Source organism: Bacillus sp. FJAT-50079 (assembly GCF_018343515.1).
Lineage (GTDB): Bacteria > Bacillota > Bacilli > Bacillales > Bacillaceae_C > Lederbergia.
The window spans coordinates 95,243-115,492 of the sequence record NZ_JAGYPD010000005.1 but is presented as its reverse complement, the minus strand read 5'-3'; the positions used below and the strand labels follow the sequence as shown (position 1 = coordinate 115,492).

At 38.2% G+C, this 20,250-nt stretch carries 21 protein-coding genes; 16 read left to right on the top strand and 5 right to left on the bottom strand.

What is annotated here, in order from left to right:
* The first annotated feature begins 7 nt into the window (after positions 1 to 7).
* A complete protein-coding gene (locus KHA95_RS14245) occupies positions 8 to 655 on the top strand; it encodes a response regulator (protein WP_283248170.1) in 648 nt (215 codons plus the stop codon).
* Positions 655 to 2,112, top strand: a complete 1,458-nt coding sequence (locus KHA95_RS14240) for a PAS domain S-box protein (RefSeq protein ID WP_249316930.1) — start codon at positions 655 to 657, stop codon at positions 2,110 to 2,112. Before KHA95_RS14245 ends, KHA95_RS14240 begins: the two co-directional genes overlap by 1 nt.
* 59 nt (positions 2,113 to 2,171) lie before the next feature.
* Here the strand turns inward: KHA95_RS14240 and KHA95_RS14235 are convergent, their stop codons facing one another.
* Positions 2,172 to 2,744, bottom strand: coding sequence for a beta-class carbonic anhydrase (locus tag KHA95_RS14235; protein WP_213138194.1), 573 nt, complete (start codon positions 2,742 to 2,744; stop codon positions 2,172 to 2,174).
* A 230-nt stretch (positions 2,745 to 2,974) separates the two neighbouring features.
* On the opposite strand from KHA95_RS14235, the gene queF reads away from it, so the two are divergent.
* The 4 genes from queF (at position 2,975) to KHA95_RS14215 (ending at position 6,542) form a co-directional block, all read left to right on the top strand.
* Complete coding sequence (gene queF, locus KHA95_RS14230; RefSeq protein WP_213138193.1) at positions 2,975 to 3,469, top strand: preQ(1) synthase; 495 nt, start codon at positions 2,975 to 2,977, stop codon at positions 3,467 to 3,469.
* 10 nt (positions 3,470 to 3,479) lie between these two features.
* Positions 3,480 to 4,115 (top strand): queuosine precursor transporter, encoded by a 636-nt coding sequence (locus tag KHA95_RS14225; protein ID WP_213138192.1) that lies wholly within the window; start codon positions 3,480 to 3,482, stop codon positions 4,113 to 4,115.
* Positions 4,116 to 4,458: 343 nt separating this feature from the next.
* Positions 4,459 to 4,989 (top strand): NfeD family protein, encoded by a 531-nt coding sequence (locus KHA95_RS14220; protein WP_213138191.1) that lies wholly within the window; start codon positions 4,459 to 4,461, stop codon positions 4,987 to 4,989.
* Positions 4,990 to 5,006: 17 nt separating this feature from the next.
* Positions 5,007 to 6,542, top strand: coding sequence for a flotillin family protein (locus KHA95_RS14215; protein ID WP_213138190.1), 1,536 nt, complete (start codon positions 5,007 to 5,009; stop codon positions 6,540 to 6,542).
* 124 nt (positions 6,543 to 6,666) lie between these two features.
* Here KHA95_RS14215 and mreBH read toward each other — a convergent pair whose 3' ends face one another.
* The gene (gene mreBH, locus KHA95_RS14210) at positions 6,667 to 7,677 is read right to left on the bottom strand and encodes a rod-share determining protein MreBH (protein WP_213138189.1); all 1,011 of its coding nucleotides are present in this window, start codon (positions 7,675 to 7,677) and stop codon (positions 6,667 to 6,669) included.
* 327 nt (positions 7,678 to 8,004) lie between these two features.
* Positions 8,005 to 8,526 (bottom strand): acyl-CoA thioesterase, encoded by a 522-nt coding sequence (locus KHA95_RS14205; RefSeq protein WP_213138188.1) that lies wholly within the window; start codon positions 8,524 to 8,526, stop codon positions 8,005 to 8,007.
* A gap of 98 nt (positions 8,527 to 8,624) precedes the next feature.
* Here KHA95_RS14205 and KHA95_RS14200 point away from each other — a divergent pair, with 98 nt between their 5' ends.
* The 3 genes from KHA95_RS14200 to KHA95_RS14190 all read left to right on the top strand — a co-directional run bounded on the left by KHA95_RS14200 (position 8,625) and on the right by KHA95_RS14190 (position 10,984).
* Positions 8,625 to 8,885, top strand: a complete 261-nt coding sequence (locus KHA95_RS14200; RefSeq protein WP_213138187.1) for a hypothetical protein — start codon at positions 8,625 to 8,627, stop codon at positions 8,883 to 8,885.
* Positions 8,886 to 9,220: 335 nt separating this feature from the next.
* On the top strand, positions 9,221 to 10,186 hold the full coding sequence (locus tag KHA95_RS14195; RefSeq protein WP_213138186.1) for an L-lactate dehydrogenase: 966 nt from the start codon (positions 9,221 to 9,223) through the stop codon (positions 10,184 to 10,186).
* Positions 10,187 to 10,195: 9 nt separating this feature from the next.
* Complete coding sequence (locus KHA95_RS14190) at positions 10,196 to 10,984, top strand: formate/nitrite transporter family protein (RefSeq protein ID WP_213138185.1); 789 nt, start codon at positions 10,196 to 10,198, stop codon at positions 10,982 to 10,984.
* Positions 10,985 to 11,198: 214 nt separating this feature from the next.
* Here the strand turns inward: KHA95_RS14190 and KHA95_RS14185 are convergent, their stop codons facing one another.
* Positions 11,199 to 12,431 carry an aminopeptidase gene (locus KHA95_RS14185; RefSeq protein ID WP_213138184.1) on the bottom strand — a complete coding sequence of 411 codons (1,233 nt, stop codon included), beginning with the start codon at positions 12,429 to 12,431 and terminating at the stop codon, positions 11,199 to 11,201.
* Between the two features lie 81 nt (positions 12,432 to 12,512).
* Positions 12,513 to 12,953 (bottom strand): Rrf2 family transcriptional regulator, encoded by a 441-nt coding sequence (locus tag KHA95_RS14180; protein ID WP_213138183.1) that lies wholly within the window; start codon positions 12,951 to 12,953, stop codon positions 12,513 to 12,515.
* 198 nt (positions 12,954 to 13,151) lie between these two features.
* On the opposite strand from KHA95_RS14180, the gene hmpA reads away from it, so the two are divergent.
* The 7 genes from hmpA to KHA95_RS14145 all read left to right on the top strand — a co-directional run bounded on the left by hmpA (position 13,152) and on the right by KHA95_RS14145 (position 20,171).
* Complete coding sequence (gene hmpA / locus KHA95_RS14175) at positions 13,152 to 14,375, top strand: NO-inducible flavohemoprotein (RefSeq protein WP_213138182.1); 1,224 nt, start codon at positions 13,152 to 13,154, stop codon at positions 14,373 to 14,375.
* 173 nt (positions 14,376 to 14,548) lie between these two features.
* Positions 14,549 to 15,298 (top strand): metal ABC transporter ATP-binding protein, encoded by a 750-nt coding sequence (locus KHA95_RS14170; RefSeq protein WP_213138181.1) that lies wholly within the window; start codon positions 14,549 to 14,551, stop codon positions 15,296 to 15,298.
* Positions 15,295 to 16,155, top strand: a complete 861-nt coding sequence (locus tag KHA95_RS14165; protein WP_213138180.1) for a metal ABC transporter permease — start codon at positions 15,295 to 15,297, stop codon at positions 16,153 to 16,155. Before KHA95_RS14170 ends, KHA95_RS14165 begins: the two co-directional genes overlap by 4 nt.
* Before the next feature lie 17 nt (positions 16,156 to 16,172).
* Positions 16,173 to 17,114, top strand: a complete 942-nt coding sequence (locus KHA95_RS14160; RefSeq protein WP_213138179.1) for a metal ABC transporter substrate-binding protein — start codon at positions 16,173 to 16,175, stop codon at positions 17,112 to 17,114.
* 155 nt (positions 17,115 to 17,269) lie between these two features.
* Positions 17,270 to 18,283: an AI-2E family transporter gene (locus tag KHA95_RS14155; RefSeq protein ID WP_213138178.1), complete on the top strand. Its 1,014-nt coding sequence runs from the start codon at positions 17,270 to 17,272 to the stop codon at positions 18,281 to 18,283.
* Positions 18,284 to 18,612: 329 nt separating this feature from the next.
* Positions 18,613 to 19,476, top strand: a complete 864-nt coding sequence (locus KHA95_RS14150; RefSeq protein ID WP_213138177.1) for a transporter substrate-binding domain-containing protein — start codon at positions 18,613 to 18,615, stop codon at positions 19,474 to 19,476.
* 17 nt (positions 19,477 to 19,493) lie between these two features.
* On the top strand, positions 19,494 to 20,171 hold the full coding sequence (locus tag KHA95_RS14145) for an amino acid ABC transporter permease (RefSeq protein ID WP_213138176.1): 678 nt from the start codon (positions 19,494 to 19,496) through the stop codon (positions 20,169 to 20,171).
* Positions 20,172 to 20,250 lie beyond the last annotated feature (79 nt).

Genomic DNA, 20,250 nt, shown 5'->3' with positions numbered 1-20,250 from the left:
TTTCGAATTGATTAGAATTTTACTATGTGATGACCATGCAGTCGTAAGAACCGGATTGAAAATGTTATTAAATAACCATTCGGATATCGAGGTTGTAGGGGAAGCTTCTGAAGGCAATGAGGCGATCGAAAAAGCGTTGGAGCTTAAGCCGGATGTTATTATTATGGATCTAAGCATGCCGCACGGAAAAGACGGATTGTCCGCAACAGCTGAGCTAAAAAAACTCTTGCCAGAAACGGCGATTTTAATTTTAACGATGCATGATGACGAGGAATATTTATTTCGGGGGATTGAAGCAGGTGCATCGGGAAGTGTTTTAAAAAGCGCTCCACATGATGAACTTTTAGCAGCGATTTATTCTGTATCAGAAGGAAATGCCTATTTGCATCCTTCGGCAACAAAAAGATTGATGGAAGAGTATTTAGGGAATGTGAAACAAGGAAATGCCGATACGTTCAGTCTGCTTTCCGATCGCGAAAAAGAAGTATTAACATTGATCGCAAAAGGATTTTCGAATAAAGAAATTGCCGAACAGCTCGTCATTAGTGTCAAAACCGTTGAAACACATCGAGGAAATGTAATGGAAAAATTACAAATGAAAACAAGGCCGGAATTAGTTTCGATTGCATTAAAAAAAGGATTGCTAGGTATCTAATGATGTTAATGGGAATCATTCAGCAAATATGTGAAACATTACGAACGGAGTTAGATGTTGATTTTGTCGGTTATGCGATTCAAGATGAAGTCGGCCCCGATGTTACTTGGAAAGTTGCGGCGGGCAATAGAAGTGACAAGTATAAAAGGATCAGCGTTCGTTATGGAAAAGGGATCGCTGGAAAAGTGATAGCGACGGGAAGTCCGATTGAAATCATGAAATTTCCTAAAAAGATTATCGGAAAAGTGCTTGATTATCCGATTATGCTCGCTGAAGAATTAATCTACGCGTTTGCTATGCCTATTTATGTGAAAGATCATCCGAAAGGTGTTTTGCTCATTGGGAAACGTAGTGAAATAATGGAAGGATCGATTGATAAACAAAAAATATATGCAGCTGCAAAACAAATCGAAAAAGATTACTCGATCCATTTTCAAAGGGAGATGGAAATGAGTCAATCAACCTCTTCAAATACAAATGAGTTAATGGATTTTAAGTTTGCTCTTGATGCGTCATCGATTGTCGCGATTACCGATCAAAGGGGAAAAATTACATATGTGAATGACCAATTTTGCCGAGTCTCCAAATATTCAACAGAAGAGTTGCTCAGTCAAGATCACCGGATTATTAATTCAGGCTATCATACAAAAGAGTTTTTTAAACAGTTTTGGCGGACGATTGGATCCGGAAATGTGTGGAAGGGCGAAATCAAAAATAAGGCGAAGGATGGGACGTACTATTGGGTAGATACGACCGTCGTCCCATTTCTAAATGAAAAAGGCAAACCATATCAATATTTATCGATACGTCATGAAATTACGAAGCGCAAACAGGTAGAAGAAGAATTACAAACGATGATGAAAAAAATGATGGATATTCAAGAGGACGAGCGAAAATACTTATCACGGGAGCTTCACGATGGAGTAGGGCAAAATTTGTACAGCCATCTGATTACGATCAATCGATTACAGACGGAAATGGATCACCCACTGCTCGACCAAATGGAGCAGGAGGCATTAAAAATGATTGAAGAAGTCCGTGGGATATCTTGGGAACTTCGGCCATCTGTTCTTGACGATCTCGGCTTAATCCCTGCGATTCGCTCGTATTTAACCCATTTTTCTGAGAATTATCAAATTCCCGTTCATTTTGATTGCTCTTTGCAGCGACGACTTTCAGCAAATAAGGAAATCGCCGTCTATCGAATTATCCAAGAAGCGTTAACGAATATTCGCAAATACGCCGAAACGGAAGAAGCGGCTGTCACGATCCGTGAACTTGACGGATTTTTCCGCACCGTTATCGAAGATCAAGGCAAAGGCTTCGATGTGAATAAAATAAGACAAGGTGTCGGTTTATTTAGTATGGAAGAGCGTGCTCGAACAGCAGGCGGGGAAATTATGATTCGTTCCGAAGAAGGGAAAGGAACGAAAGTCATTTTGGAAATTCCTTTTTAAAACAGTCAATAAAATAAAGCAGGCAAAGAGCTTCGCCTGCTTTAATCACTATTTATAGATCAATCTTCTTTGCTGCTATACCCATCAACAACTAAATCAAGCTCGCCGGTTACAGGATCAATGACAAGACCGTGAACTGGAATCTCAGCAGCCATCAATGGATGATTGCGGATCATGTTGACGCTATGCTCAACACTTTCTTCAACGCTGTCAAAGCCTTCAAGAAATTGCTCAAGTTTAATCCCGGAATTTTTAATAATATCGAGCGTCTCAGCTGTAATTCCGCGATCCGTCATTTTTTTCAGGATTACTTCGCTTTCAACTGCACTCATTCCGCAATCATGGTGACCGATCACATACACTTCATCTGCTTTTAACTCATAGACAGCAATTAAAAGGCTGCGCATAATACTGCCAAATGGGTTTTTCACAACAGCACCTGCGGTTTTAACAACTTTAACATCGCCATTTTTCATATTCATCGCTTTATGTAATAATTCAACTAATCTTGTATCCATGCAAGTAAGGATGACAAGCTTTTTATCAGGGAATTTCGTTGTAGCATATTGCTCATATAATTTTTCTTCAATGAAAATTTTGTTGTAATCAAGAATTTCTGATAATAATGACATTTTTACCACCCTTTCTATATATTTTCATATTGTACCGAAAAACATTGACGAAGTGCAAGAAAAAAAGTATGATATGTTAGAAATTACATACGTGTACGGAAGAGGTTCATAGCGCTAAACCCTCTATAAAAAACTATGGATGATCAATAACAGCCATATCCATTGCGGTATGGCTGTTTTTTATTTTGATTCCTCCTTCCAACACGAAAAAACATAAGGAGGCTTTTTTTATGGAAAGAAATGAAGATACATTGAAGGATTTAACATTGCTTGGAAATCAGAATACGGAGTATTTGTATAAGTATTCACCAGATGTATTGGAATCAATTGATAATTTACATCCGAACCGAGATTATTTTGTAAAATTTAATTGCCCGGAATTTACGTCGCTATGTCCGCAAACAGGGCAGCCGGATTTCGCAACGATGTATATTAGTTATATTCCTGATCAAAAAATTGTTGAAAGTAAATCATTAAAGCTCTATTTATTTAGTTTTCGCAATCATGGCGATTTTCATGAAGACTGCGTAAATATCATTATGAATGATTTAATTGAATTGCTTGACCCGCGTTACATCGAAGTGTGGGGGAAATTTACTCCTAGAGGCGGATTATCGATCGATCCGTATTGCAATTACGGAAAGCCTGGAACGAAATACGAGGAAATGGCTGAATACCGGATGATGAATCATGATATGTATCCGGAAAAAGTCGATAACCGCTAAGGAGAAAAACATGCTTTTATATTTAAACGGTGCGTTTGTCGGCCTATTAATATTGTCTAATATTTTAGCTGTAAAATTGTTCAGTCTCGGCGGCTGGGCAGTTCTCCCAGCAGCAGTTATTATCTATGTGTTTACGTATCCGATTCTCGATACGATTACAGAAGTGTATGGAAAAGAAATGGCGAGAAAAACCGTTACAGCTGGATTAATTACGCAAATCATGGCGGTCATTTTCATCTATATTACAATTAAACTGCCTGCCGCTTCTTTTTATGAGTTCCAAGCGGAATATGAAACGATTTTTACCGCTGGATTTCGGGTGACGATCGCAAGCTTGCTTTCCTTTCTTATTAGTCAGCATCTTGATGTAACCGTGTTTCATCGTTTAAAAGCTAAACATGGCGATAAAAAATTATGGATTCGCAACAATGCATCAACAATGATTAGCCAACTTGTTGATACGACGATTTTTATCACGATTGCCTTTCTTGGAACAATGCCGTTACCTGCCTTGCTAGCACTTATTATGACACAATATGCATTTAAATTTGTCGTGGCAATTCTTGATACGCCACTTGTGTACTTGCTTGTAAAATGGTGTAAAAAAGATGTAGAACGGACGAAATCCATTCATAAAATTGCATAAATAGGCAGTCCTCACGTTGAGGGCTGCCTATTTTCATGTATAATAAGCTTAAAGGAAAGAAAGTATAAAATTTTTATCGTCTTCATTTCAAAAAATGGATTTTCGTGTCTAGCTCCAGACGCCTCAGCGACTAATCTATGCTCAAAAAGAATCTGTTTAAAACATCAGTAATATACCGCTCAAAGCTGTACACCTTGAATTTCTCGATTTCAATATAAAAACGATTTAAAATTTCATAAAAAAATGAAACTTTTTAATGAAGCGTTCCGTATACATACTATCAACAAAATCGAGAGAAGGTGGTTTTATTTCGATTAAATAAAAATGTAAAGGGTGGATAACGATGATGTTGTTTGGAATGGCAATTGAAACAATTTATCTGACGTTACTCATTATTTCCGGTAGTTTAACAGTGTTATATTTATTGTTTGGTGATGTTTTAGAAGGTTTAGATGAAATTTCTGGACTTTTAAACCCCGTCTTAATATTGGCCTTCATTACATTTTTTTCTGCTGGGGGATACATCCTCGAAAAAACGACAACACTGAATAGCTTTCTAATTATCGCCATTTCCGCATTCGTAAGTGTAATCCTTGATGTGTTGTTAAATGTATTCGTATTGGTGCCGATGAAATCTGCGGAACAGTCACTTAGCTATACGGAAAAATCTTTAGAAGGTCGGGTAGGAAAAATTATTATTTCGATCCCTGCCGATGGATTTGGTGAGGTTATCATCGAAAATTATAGCGGTATGATTTCTAAGCCGGCAGCTAGTTTCGAGAATGAAATAATCTCCGAAGGTACAGAAGTTTTAGTCATCGAAGTAAAAAATGGTGTTCTTTACGTTGTTCCATATCAGAAAAGCTTTACGTAAAAAGAGGAGGTAATTGAATGGATACAGGTATTTTAATTGTAATTGGTCTTGTTGTATTTATACTTATCGCTCTATTCGCAGTATTTGTTACGAAATATCGGACGGCTGGTCCTGATGAAGCGTTGATTGTAACAGGGAGCTATCTTGGCGGAAAAAATGTTCACACTGACGATGCTGGAAATAAAATAAAAATCATTCGCGGTGGAGGTACGTTTGTTCTTCCTGTTTTCCAACAGGCACAACCGCTTAGCCTTTTATCTAGTAAACTCGAAGTTACGACGCCAGAAGTGTACACAGAGCAAGGAGTACCGGTCATGGCGGATGGAACGGCGATTATTAAAATTGGTGGTTCCATCGGTGAAATTGCGACAGCAGCTGAACAATTTTTAGGTAAAACAAAAGAAGACCGTGAAATCGAAGCGAAAGAAGTGTTAGAAGGACATTTGCGTTCGATTCTTGGTTCAATGACGGTTGAAGAAATTTATAAAAACCGTGATAAGTTTTCACAAGAAGTACAGCGTGTTGCTTCACAAGATTTAGCGAAAATGGGTCTTGTCATCGTATCATTTACAATTAAAGAAGTCCGCGACAAAAATGGCTACCTTGATTCACTAGGGAAACCACGAATCGCTCAAGTGAAGCGAGATGCTGATATTGCGACTGCTGAAGCAGATAAAGAAACTCGCATTAAGCGTGCAGAAGCAGCGAAAGAGGCGAAAAAAGCTGAGCTTGAACGAGCAACAGAAATCGCGGAAGCAGAAAAGGTTAATCAGTTGAAGATGGCTGAGTACCGTCGTGAGCAAGACATCGCTCGTGCGGCAGCTGACCAAGCATATGACTTAGAAACAGCTCGTGCTAAGCAAGACGTTACAGAGCAAGAGATGCAAATTAAAATTATTGAGCGTCAAAAGCAAATTGAACTTGAAGAGAAGGAAATTTTGCGTAGAGAGCGCCAATACGATTCAGAAGTGAAGAAGAAAGCCGATGCGGATCGATACTCTGTTGAGCAGGCTGCAACAGCTGAAAAGATGAAACAAATGGCAGAAGCGGATGCACATCAATATCGAGTAGAAGCAACAGCCAAAGCGGATGCAGAACGGGTTCGCCTCGATGGTGTAGCGAAAGCTGACGCGCAGCGGGCACAAGGGGAAGCGGAAGCTGAGGTCATTCGTTTAAAAGGGGTGGCAGAAGCCGAAGCGAAGCAAAAAGTGGCAGAAGCATTCGAACAGTTCGGTCAAGCTGCTGTACTCGATATGGTCTTAAAAATGCTTCCTGAATATGCGAAACAAGTGGCAGCACCGCTCGGCAATATTGATAAAATTACGGTCGTTGATACAGGCAGCAATGGAGAAGGTGGCGCCAATAAAGTATCTGGCTACGCAACGAATTTAATGGCAACGATGCAAGAATCGTTGAAAGCATCATCTGGTATCGATGTAAAAGAATTACTAGAAAATTTATCAGGAAAGCATAATGTACGTGGGAGCATTGATGCGTTAACAGATGAATTAAGTAGTAACAAAAAGGAAAAAGAAGTAAGTGAGCAAGAGTAAATCCGTGTAGAAACACCTAAATAGGCAAAATCAAAAAGACGACCTTTAAGTCGTCTTTTTTGATCCATTGATGGCTTCTTTGGAAAATCGATAAATTGCTAGTTGGATCTCATTAGAGATATGGTTATCTATTTAATGCAGTTTGAAGCTTATTAATAAATGCAAGTGATCTTCCCGTCCCAATTGCAACAGATTCGAGTGGCTGTGGAGCGATATGAACAGGGACAATAATCTCATTGCTTAGCCATTCTTGGATGCCATTTAATAGAGCGCCACCGCCAGTTAGAACAACACCCCTATCAACGATATCCCCACTCAATTCCGCAGGTGAGTTTTCTAATGTTGTCCGAATCGCTTCTAATATATGAAGCAATGATTCTTTTAACGCATTTTGAATTTCAGTTGATACCAATGTGACCGTTTTGGGCAGTCCTGTCACAAGGTCACGACCGCGTACGTCCATATATTGCTTTTCGTGTTCAATTAATGCATAGCCAATTTCGATTTTGATTTGCTCGGCTGTTCGTTCACCAATAAGTAAGTTATAATTTTTGCGCACATGTTGGATAATGTTTTCATCGAATAAATCGCCGCCGATTCGAACCGTATTACAATTAACGACACCACCATATGAAATGATTGCTACTTCTGTTGTTCCACCGCCGATATCAACAACCACATTTGCTACGGGTTCTTCGACAGGTAAATCTGCGCCAATGGCAGCAGCAACCGGTTCTTCTATTAAATGCACATTTTTCGCTCCGCACGCTTTCACCGCGTCATGAATCGCACGTCGTTCAACAGACGTCGCACCAGATGGAGTACATACAACCACATCGGGTTTTCGAATCGAAAATCCTAACGTTTTCGCGGCTTTTGCCATCAAGCTTTTAAGTAATTGACTCGTAATATCGAAATCTGCGATAACACCATTGTGTAATGGACGGACTGCAATAATATTTTCCGGGGTTTTACCAATCATACTTTTCGCTTCAGTACCAACAGCGAGTACTTTATTCGTATTTACATTAACAGCTACAACTGAAGGCTCATTTAAAATGATTCCTTTATTTTTTGTATAAACAAGCACATTTGCTGTTCCTAAATCAATGCCAATTTCAGTGTTTGAGAACATGATTTTCACCTTACCTTAAAAAATTACATATGTATCATTTTTTAAGTATAGACAAAAATTAGGATGATTGCTTGTGACATTATATGGGATTTTAGAAATGTTACAAATGAGAAAAACGATAAAAACGTTGAGGCGCAAGACGTAGAGAAAGATTGGGCATCCTTCATACGCTTGTGCTGTTAAGAAAACTTAATCTTGTTGTAATGAAAAAGACGGTCCGCTTTCAATTAGAGGACCGTTTAATCTATATGCAGGGCAAGCCGCCTAGCGAGTTGTCAACATCTGCTCCCTCTCTACATAGGCTATGCAATATGAGATTGTGCTTTCTTATCGGTTGTTTTCTGATTTAGAGAAAAAAGCAGCAAGTTCTTTGCTTTCTTGTTTTCTTATTTTTCGATGGGCGGCTCTTGTTTTTGCTGTTTCATTTAGCCAACGTTCTTCTTCCGTTTCTGGAATAACTTCAGGAACGGGAGTAGGCTTTCCATGTTCGTCTAATGCGACGAAAGTTAAAAATGATAATGCAGCAATCGATTGTTCTCCTGTTAATAAATGCTCAGATGTAATTTTCACGAAAACTTCCATCGAACTGTTTCCTGTCCACGTGACCATCGCTTTTAACGTGACAGCATCGCCAGTTCGTATCGGCTTAATGAAATCGACGGAATCGGTTGATGCGGTCACAACTAAATTGCGAGCAAATTTAACAGCGGCAATTGATGCGACATCATCGATATAAGACATGAGCTTTCCGCCAAACATTGTGCCTAGATGGTTTGTATCTGGCGGTAAAACATGGCTTGTTTTGATTGTCACTGTTTCTTTCATAAACTTTTTCTCTTGCTTATCCATGTGCGTCACCTCTGTCTATTTCATTGTTTTTCATTATATCATGTATGTTTATTACAGTGTAAAAGAGGGTATTATTAAATCATTAGTAGGGGAAGTCAATGGAAATTTTTCAAGAAGGGGTGTTATCTATGGAGAGGCTGACAAAACGTATATTATGCAACCCGGATGGGACGATTTACTTGAAACGTTCCAATGATGAAGTCGTTTTAATCGGGAAGTCTGAGGCCATCATTGAGACAGAAGTCGGCTTTGACCCAATAGATAAACAAAAAGGGAACTATGAGTCGATGGATGAGATGCTCTTTTTCGCTCAAGAAGAGGCGGTTGACCGCGGGTGGGAAACAGAGCTCGATTATTGATTATCAATAGGACGCATATATTGAGCCTGACAAATATGCTGTTAGGCTCATTTTTATTTCTTCCACACTTATATTATGGCAATGTTGTTACATATGTAAAATCATTGTGAATAACTTCACATATTTTTATAGACAATGAAAATTAGTCTAGTTATAATGAAAATAAGAAGGGAATAAGTAAATAACCTGTCAGCAATAATGATGTTGATTGGAAATGATTGTAACCGTGAGGATGTATATATTTGTAAGGTTACTTAAAAACGACCGTCATTAATGACGTCCCAATACAATCATGTTTTTACTAAAATTTTCAATGAAGAAAGGTTGAGGTTTGTATGGAACTAAAAAATCGAGTAAGTCGCGTTGCATTGATCGGTACGGGTTTTGTTGGTTCAAGCTATGCGTTCGCATTAATGAACCAAGGAATTGCTAAAGAACTCGTAATGATTGATTTAAACGAGGAAAAAGCGAAAGGAGATGTAACTGACTTAAATCATGGGAAAGCTTTCGCTCCAGACCCAATGCATATCCGATTTGGGACGTATGCTGATTGTGCGAACATGGACTTAGTTGTCATCTGTGCAGGTGCAAACCAAAGACCAGGTGAGACACGCCTCGATCTAGTTGAGAAAAACTTGAAAATTTTTAAAAGTATTGTTGATAATGTGATGGAAAGTGGTTTTGATGGTATTTTCCTTGTCGCAACTAATCCGGTAGATATTTTAACTTATGCGACATGGCGTTTTAGTGGACTTCCGAAGGAACGAGTAATTGGTTCTGGTACCATTTTGGATACAGCGAGATTCCGTTATTCATTGGGAGAATATTTTGATGTTGCACCGACGAATGTCCATGCTTATATTATTGGTGAACATGGAGATAGCGAGCTGCCAGTATATAGCTCTGCATATATTGGTGGAATTCCAGTGATGAATTTTATTGAACGGAATAAGGAGTATACGAAAGAAGATTTAGATGATATTTTCATCAATGTCCGTGATGCCGCGTATGAGATTATTAAAAGCAAAGGCGCAACATATTACGGGATTGCGATGGGACTCGTCAGGATTACGAAGGCGATTCTTTATAATGAAAACTCAATATTAACTGTCTCAGCTCATCTCGATGGAAAATATGGGGAAGACCATGTGTATATTGGCGTTCCAGCCGTTATTAACCGGGATGGGATTCGGGAAATTGTAGAACTTGATCTTAATCAAGAAGAGGAGGAGCGCTTCCAAAACAGTGTGAATGTACTAAAAGAGATCCTTGCTCCTCACTTTGAAGAAGTCAAAGGATGATAGACGTTAATGGAACTCAAATCATTGGTAGAAGTCGAACGACTCGCATTAAAAAAATTAAAAATCTTTGAAAAAAGCTCTTTTATTTATTTTCTAAGATCGATGCTTGCTAGTATGTTTATTGGTTTTGGAGTCATTGTTGCTTTTAAAACGGGAAATTTCTTTTATTTGGAACAGTCACCCTTTGCCTATCCGATGGCTGCGATCACATTTGGAGCAGCCATCATCCTGATTTCGTACGGTGGAGGAGATTTGTTCACGGGGAATACCTTTTATTATACGTTTACTGCATTGAGACGAAAAATGAGTTGGAATCAAGTCGGGAAACTTTGGACATTAAGTTATGCAGGTAATATTGTTGGAGCTGGTCTTTTTGCGCTTCTTATTTATGCGACTGGTCTGTTTGATGATGTTTCAGTAAATGGCTTTTTGCTTGAAGTCGCGAAAAACAAAACGATTGCACCGACCTCACAATTATTTTTTAGAGCAATCCTTTGTAATTGGCTTGTCTGCTTAGCGTTTTTCGTACCGATGACGCTTAAAGGTGACGGAGCCAAGCTATTTACAATGATGTTATTTGTCTTTTGCTTCTTTATATCCGGTTACGAGCATAGCATCGCGAATATGTGCACATTTGCAGTTTCGCTCGTGCTTGGTCACGCAGACTCCGTAACGTTTAGCGGAATTATTCATAATCTCATACCGGTGACGATCGGAAATCTGATTGGCGGAGGCGTCTTTATGGGCTGGATGTATTACTATGTTAACAAGCCTTTTAATGAGGAAATGGATGTGTAAATTTAAACCCCGGAGATGTTGTTCCGGGGTTTTTAATTTGCATAAAATGGGAGATTACGCAATTATGAGCCGAAGTGGCGCAATTAAACAAAAAGTGGCGCAATTATTTAAAAAGATGCGCAATTCCACTCGAAACTGGCGCAATTCACGAAGCCAGCATTAACAGAACAAAGAGGACCTATCATCCAGACAGGTCCTTATCGTTTGTTAAGCTTTAAAATGCCCAATCTCCATTACGGAAAATCGGTTCTGCTTCGCCATTTTCCGTAATACCATCGATATCCATATGTTCTGATCCAATCATGAAGTCAACATGTGTGATACTTGAGTTTAAGCCATGCTTTGCTAATTCTTCCTGTGACATCTGCTTGCCACCCTCAAGGCAAAAAGCATAGGCACTACCAATCGCAAGGTGGTTCGATGCATTTTCATCAAAGAGTGTATTGTAAAATAAAACATTGGACTGTGAAATAGGAGAGTTGTATGGAACGAGTGCGACTTCACCTAAATAATGTGAGCCTTCATCTGTTTCCACAAGTTGCTTTAATATTTCTTCTCCTTCTTTTGCTTTTACGTCAACGATTCGTCCATTTTCAAATGTGATCGTAAATTCATCAATAATATTGCCGCCATAGCTTAATGGTTTCGTACTAGCGACGTAGCCGTTTACCCCGTCTTTATGTGGAACGGTAAAAACTTCTTCCGTAGGCATATTTGCCATGAATTCATTGCCTTTTTCGTTGATACTTCCTGCACCAGCCCATAAATGCTTTGCTGGTAGCTCGATTGTTAAATCTGTACCAGGAGCTTTGTAATGCAATTTTTTATAACGCTTATTATTTAAGTAATCAACCTTTTCGTGCAGGGTTTCATCATGCTTTTTCCACGCTGCGACTGGATCATTAACATTCACGCGTGTCGCTTGGAAAATCGCATCCCACAAATGGCTCACTTGTTCTTCTGGAGCATCTTCAGGGAATACTTTAGCTGCCCAATCCTTCGACGGTGCAGCGATCACTGTCCAACTCACTTTATCGGATTGAATGTATTGTCGGTATTTATCGAGAGCCGTCCCCGCTGCTTTTTGAAAACTGGCAATACGCTGTGGGTTTACTCCTTTTAATAGGTCTGGACTTGAAGAAACGACCGACATAAACGCCGCTCCACCTTCAGCTAATTCCTCCATCTCACGTGCACGCCATAATGGATATTCGCTGAACGCTTCATCTGGAGCCATATCGTATTTTAAGCGTGAAACGATATCATCATTCCAATTGACAATGACATTTTTAGCGCCCGCTTCATACGCCTTTTTTACAACAAGTCGAATGAAATCAGCGTTATCAATTGCCGCATTGATTGCAAGTGTTTGGTCGGCTTGAATGTTTACACCTACTTGAACGACGAGTTCTGCATATTTCTCCAAGTTTTCTTTGAAATTTGCCATTAACATGTCTCCTTTGTGTACAAAGTTTTCTTTATTATTTTACCAAGAGGAGGAAGGAATGCCAATGTTTTCAATATGACATTACTCGTCCATTCCCAACAGTCTCCGATAATGTGTCGGCTCTTTCACCAAATCCGCTAACGTATATTGATCTAGGACAGATAAATAAGCATTTAATGCACGATGAAGGGCATGTTTTAATCCACAAATTGGTGAAATGGTACATGAATGTGGACCATCACCGAAACAAGGGACGAGCTTAAAATCTTCTTCTGTCTGTCTCACAATCGAGCCAATATTTATTTCACTGGGAGGAACAGCCAATTTGATTCCGCCACCACGCCCCCTGATCGTCGTAATGACACCTATTTTTCCAAGCTCGTGAGTGATTTTCATCAAATGGTTTTTCGATATTCCATATGCCTCAGCAATTTCTGTAATATTTGAAAGTGAATCTGGCTGTTTCGCTGCTAAGTAAATTAAAAGACGTAATGCATAGTCTGTATAGTTCGTTAGTCGCAAATATATCACCTACTTAAAATAATTATAAAGAATTATTTTACAAATGAACAATTAGATGCTTCTATTTTCTTCTTGAACAATCAAAGTCTATTTTGTGACAGTTTTTTTAAACATGTATTTAATATATTGCTTTAGGGTGTTTCACTAGTTTAAAGTAAAAGTGTATTTAAAATACATCTTTTAAAAGGAGTATTCATTATGGCACTTTCTCAAAAAACAATTGATACAATTAAAGCAACTGTACCGGTTTTAGAAGTACATGGTGTAACAATTACATCTGTCTTTTACAAAAAACTATTTACAAACCATCCAGAGTTATTAAATATTTTTAACCACTCTAATCAATCACAAGGAAGACAGCAAACCGCATTGGCAAATATGGTTTATGCGGCTGCACAAAACATTGATCGTTTAGAGGCAGTTCTTCCGGCTGTGAAGCAAGTTGCTCATAAGCACCGTGGTTTAGGCGTAAAACCTGAGCATTATCCGATTGTTGGCCAACATTTATTAGAAGCAATTAAAGAAGTGTTAGGTGATGCGGCAACAGATGAAATCATCGCTGCATGGGCAGAAGCTTATGGCATAATCGCCCAAGTGTTTATCGATATCGAAAGCGATATGTTTGAAGCTGCCGAGCAACAAGTGAATGGCTGGGACGGCTTTAAGGATTTTGAAGTCATTAATAAGGTTAAAGAAAGTGATGTTATTACTTCATTTTACTTAAAACCGAATGATGGTATGGCGGTGCCTACTTATGAAGCTGGTCAATATATTACGATTCGGGTTCACATTCCTGGGGAAACGTACGCATTAAATCGTCAATACACATTATCGTGTGCACCAGGAAATGAATATTTTCGCATAAGCGTTAAAAGAGAAGCGGAATTTACTCCACATGGAAAAGTTTCTACTTATTTACACGATCATGTAATCATCGGTGACAAAATTGAAGTAAGTGCACCTGCTGGTGATTTTATTTTAAATAAAGAAGAAGTGGCTCCAATCGCATTAATCAGTGGTGGTGTAGGAATTACACCAATGATGAGTATGATGGAAACACTTGTAAATGAAGCTTCGACACGTGATATTACATTTATCCATGCCGCCCGCGATGAAAAAGTTCACGCATTTGCAACGAAGACAATGGACATGTTAGAGCAATTGGCAACTGGAAATGTTTATTTTGGCTATGAAAAGCCGTTGAATGATCAAGGGATTCATCATTTTACTGGCTATATTACAAAGGAGTTTTTAGCGGATAAAGTAAGCATTGACGCGATCTGCTATGTATGTGGTCCTGTTCAGTTTTTAAGAAATGTTGTAAATATGCTAGCTGATATCGGCATCAAAGAAGAAAATATTCGCTTTGAATTTTTCGGACCAGCTATGCAGTTGGAAAAACAAGCTCAAGTACAAGCATAAGCAATGGAAAAAGCCTAGCACTCATTTGGTGCTAGTTTTTTTTTGCCTAATTTCATAAGTGAGATGAACATTTTACGCTAAAGTTGAATAAATAAATAAAAGTTGCCCTTGTCAAACTTATTTGCGGGTGGTAAAATAAATGTAAATTAGAAATAGTAAAGGTGTGAGGAAAGATGCTCACGAAAGCAGTGAAAGTTGAACATTTACAAGTTTCGTATTATGGAAATGAGGCGGTAAAGAATGTAAGTTTCGAAGTCGAAGCTGGGAAACTAGTAGGAATCATTGGTCCAAACGGTGCTGGTAAATCAACGTTATTGAAATCTTTATTAGGATTATTGCCAATCGACAATGGACATGTGCGTATTTTAGGGAAAAAAATAGAAGAGATTCGCCGTCAGATTGCCTATGTCCCACAACGTAGTAATATTGACTGGGATTTCCCTATTTCCGTTTTTGAAACGGTCATGCTTGGCACATACCCGAATTTGAAAGCATTTCGCAAGCCTAGAAAAAAAGAAAAAGAAATTAGTTTGCAGTGTTTGAAAAAGGTTGGAATGGAATCCTTTAAGGATCGCCAAATTGGTGAGCTTTCGGGTGGACAGCAGCAAAGAGTATTCTTAGCAAGGGCAATGGCTCAGCAAACCGATATCCTATTTTTAGATGAGCCTTTTGTAGGGATTGATGTAAGTAGTGAGGAAACGATTGTCCGGATTTTAAAAGAGCTCTGTGAACAAGGTAAAACAGTCATGCTCGTCCATCATGACTTAACGAAAGCAAAGGAGTATTTTGATGAATTAATTCTTTTGAATAAGGAATTAGTTGAATTTGGCCCGGTTAGTAAAGTATTAAAACCCGAAGTTATTACTCGGGCATATGGTGGTCAATTATCGTTTATGAAGGATATGGTGGTGAACCCGACATGACATTTATGGAAGCTCTGTTGCATTATGAATTTTTACAAAAAGCGCTTGTTACATCTGTAATTGTAGGGATCATTTGCGGTGTCATTGGCTGCTTCATTATTTTAAGAGGGATGGCGTTAATGGGGGATGCAATTTCCCACGCTGTTTTACCCGGGGTGGCTATTTCATATGCGCTAGGCATTAACTTTTTTATTGGAGCAGTCATTACAGGAGTGCTGACCGCAATTGGAATTGGCTATATTAGTCAAAACAGCCGTATTAAAAATGATACGTCAATTGGAATTGTTTTTACAGCTGCATTTGCAACGGGAATCATATTAATTACGTTGTTGAAAAGCAGCACTGATTTGTATCATATTTTATTTGGAAACGTGCTTGCTGTTAGACTTTCAGATATGTGGATGACGCTCTTCATTGGGATAATTGTGTTAGCGGGAGTGTATTTCTTTTATAAAGAATTGCTCATCAGCTCATTTGATCCGACAATGTCGCAAGCATATGGTCTACCAAATAAGCTTATACATTACTTTTTAATGACTTTATTAACGATGGTTACAGTTGCTTCTCTGCAAACGGTTGGTATCGTGCTCGTCGTTGCGATGTTAATTACACCAGCTGCCACTGCCTATTTATTAACGGATCGGCTTTGGAAAATGATTTATATCTCTGCTGGATTTGGTGCGCTGTCATCGGTTATTGGCTTATACATTAGCTTTAAACATAATCTAGCTTCAGGGGCAACCATTGTCCTCGTTGCAACCGTATTTTTTATTCTAGCTTTGTTACTATCACCTAAGCAAGGCGTCATTTGGCGCACAATAAGATCGAAATCAAAACGGGCAACCGCAAATATATAAAAATCAGGAGGATATAGATGCGTAGATTAATTTATGGATTTATGATGTTAGCTTTATCAGCAGTACTTTTATATGGATGTAACAGTACGAAAGGCTCGTCAGCCAATGAGAATGATGATCGCCTCAAAGTAGTTACTACTTATTCAGTTATTTATGATATTGTTAAAAATGTAGGTGGAGAAGCAGTGGCCGTGGAAAGCTTGGCACCGATTGGTTCGGATCCCCACCAGTATGAACCGTTGCCAGCTGATGTTCAAAAAACGACCGATGCCGATGTTGTGTTTTATAATGGGCTGAATTTAGAAACTGGCGGCGGTTGGTTTAATAAATTGCTTGAAACGACAGGTAAGAGTGGAGAGAATGCTCCTGTTTTTAAAATTAGTGAGGGAGTTACACCGATGTACTTGAAGTCAGAGGGCAACGAAGGGGAAGAAGACCCACACGCTTGGCTTGATGTATCAAATGGGATCAAATATGCGGAAAATGTAAAGGAAGCATTAATAAAGATAGATCCTGAACATAAAGAATTATATGAAGAGAATGCAGAAAAATATATTGAGCAATTAGAAACACTTCATGCAGATATTACAAAGAAAATGGAAGAAATCCCGAAGGAAAAACGCATCCTAGTTTCGAGTGAAGGAGCATTTAAATATTTTGCCGATGCCTATGGATTTGAAGCTTTTTATATTTGGGAAATTAACTCTCATGATGAAGGAACACCAGACCAATTAAAAGTCATTGTTGATACAATTAGAGAACGGAATGTTCAAGCGTTATTTGTTGAATCAAGTGTCGACCCAAGAAGTATGGAAACAGTTTCTAAGGAAACAGGCGTCCCGATCGTCGGGAAAATTTTTACGGACTCATTAGGAAAGTCTGGATCGGACGGAGATACGTATATGAAAATGGTTCAATGGAATGCAGATATGATTTATAAAGGGTTGAAAGAATCGTAAAAAAAGCTTCAGGTGATGATGGATCACCTGAAGCTTTTTTATTGATCAACATTCCTTACAATAAAGTCAAGCTAATTATTTACTCATATGCACATTATATAGTATTCTTAGAATTAGTAAGGAAAATGGGATATTTACTAAGGGGAAATGTCTAGATGGAAGCAATAGCGCAATTATTTCGAAACAAAGGAGTAAAACGAATCATTATCTTCGCATTAATGGTTTTATTCCTATATAGCGTACGAAGTATTATAAATTTAATCTTGTTAACGTTTATTTTCGCGTTTTTAATGGATCGTCTTGTTGAGTTTACAGCAAAGCGCGTACCGATTAATCGGCGATTGCTTGTTATATTTATGTACACACTTATCGTCGGCTTATTGACATTTGGACTTGTAAAATATTTGCCGATTATTACAAATGAAATTAGCGAGCTTATCAAGCGGATTACATCATTTTATACCCAACCACATGACAATGTGATCATTAATTATATCGAAACAATTATTACAAATAATCAAATTGCTGCATATTTGGAAAATGGTTTTTCAATGCTACTTAAATACTTTACTGATATTAGTAAAACGAGTATTCAAGTGTTGATTGCCTTAATTTTAAGTTTATTCTTCTTGCTCGAAAAGCCTCGTTTGCAAGAGTTTACGAGCAAATTCAAAACGAGTAAAATTTCCCCGTTTTATTATGAAATTGAATTTTTTGGAACAAAATTTACTCGTACGTTTGGGAAAGTAATCGAAGCACAATTTATTATTGCGATTGTCAATTGTGTACTAACTGTTATTTCTCTCATCATCTTGGGCTTTCCGCAAATTTTTGGATTAGCGATTATGATCTTCTTTCTTGGGCTGATTCCAGTCGCTGGTGTGATCATATCATTGATCCCTCTTACCTTAATTGCTTATACAATCGGCGGATTTATCAAAGTTGTCTATGTGATGATCGCTATTGCTGTCATTCATGCAGGCGAAGCGTATGTGTTAAATCCAAAGCTAATGTCATCTAAAACAGATCTTCCTGTTTTTTATACGTTTATCGTTCTCATTTTTTCACAGCATTTCTTTGGTGTATGGGGGCTCATTATCGGGATTCCGGTTTTTGTCTTCTTGCTCGATGTGTTAGATGTAACGAATAAACAGCCTAAAAAGATATAAGAAAGACATATGAGGTTATATTGACTGTATTTATTAACGGTCAATATAACCTTCTTTTTATTCACATTATAAATATGAGTGGGTAAATAGAAGAGAGCTTCCAAGAACGTTCGTTTTTTCAATTTTTTGGATAACTCCGTAAAGAAGACTCCATAAAAAAACACTTGACTAAGGGGTGAGAAAGCGTTTGCGAGGAGTGTGAATCAATGGTATTTGCTTCTCACATTGTATGTATATTATTGATAGATTTCTTGCTTTCGTTTGCAATCTAATTAGTACCAATGTATATTTTAATAGATAATAATTTAGTAACATCTAGGAGGATTACCATGAGAAAATTAAACAAAGTATTCCTTGCGATTGTGGCAATGGCTACTTTAATTATGCTTGCAGCCTGTGGGGGCGGCAGCAAAAATAATGATAGTACTAAAAAGGAAAGCGAGGAGCAAGCCCAAACAGCTTGGGAAAAGATCGAAGAATCTGGGAAAATCATTGCGGGTACATCGGGTACTTTATATCCGACATCTTTCCATGAAAAAGACACGGATCAATTAACAGGTTTTGAAGTGGAAATTTTACGGGATGTAGCAGAGCGATTAGGATTAGAGATCGAATTTAAAGAGATGGGCTTTGATGGGATCTTAACTTCCTTGAATAGTGGAATGGTTGATCTTGCAGCAAATGATATTGAAGTAACGGAAGAGCGTAAAGAAAAATTTTCTTTTTCTGATCCATATAAATTTTCATTTGGTAGTGCGGTTGTACGCAAAGATGATTTATCAGGAATAAAAACGCTAGAAGATTTAAAAGGTAAGAAATCAGCAGGTGAATCAACGACGATTTATATGCAAATTTCACGTGAATATGGTGCAGAGGAAGTCATTTATGATAATGCAACAAACGAGCAATATTTACGTGATGTTTCGATCGGAAGAACCGATGTAATTATGAACGATTATTACTTGAGCAGCCTTGCTGTCGCGGCGTTTCCAGAATTAAATTTAACGATCCATCCTGACATCCGCTACCATCCGAACGAGCAAGCGATTGTTGTCAAAAAAGGAAATGAAGATATTTTAGAGAAAATAAATGAAGTTCTGAAGGATATGCATGAAGATGGAACGATTACGAAGCTATCGGAGCAATTTTTCGGTGGTGCAGATGTATCCGTTAAACAAGAGCTTGATTTTTAATAAGTGGAGGTTCTTCAATGAGTGATATTCAATGGCAGCATATTTTTGATGTTTCTCTTGCCATTGAATCCTTCCCATATATTATTCAAGGCATTTGGTATACATTGCTCATTTCATTTGCCGGGATGGGAATCGGTCTTGTCCTCGGTTTCTTTTTAGCGATTGCCAGGATGTCAAAATATGCGATACTTAGATGGCCAGCGCGCATGTACATTTCGTTTATGCGCGGGATTCCGATGCTTGTTTTCTTATTTATTTTATATTTTGGTTTGCCTAATATCGGTATTCAATTTAGTGCGATTGAGGCTGCACTGATTGGCTTTAGTTCACATAGTGCTGCATATATGGCTGAAATAAATCGCTCAGCACTAACAGCTGTAAATAAGGGACAATGGGAAGCATCAAAAGCTCTTGGACTCACCTATTGGCAAACGATGATATCGATTATTTTGCCGCAGGCGACGAGAATTGCGATCCCGCCGCTTTCGAATGTATTGCTTGATTTAATAAAGGCATCTTCATTGGCAGCAATGATTACTGTTCCAGATTTATTTCAACGGGCTAAAATTGTTGGCGGCAGAGAATTTGATTATATGACAATGTATTTATTAGTTGCTCTGATTTACTGGGGAATTTGCACAATTGTTGCAATCTGGCAGGAACATTTGGAAAAAAAATATAGTTACAATGAATAAGGGGGGGCTTTTGGCCTCTCTTTTTTTTATTGTATTGAAAACTGTCGTTTCTTGCCGATATATAAAGTAGTACATATTC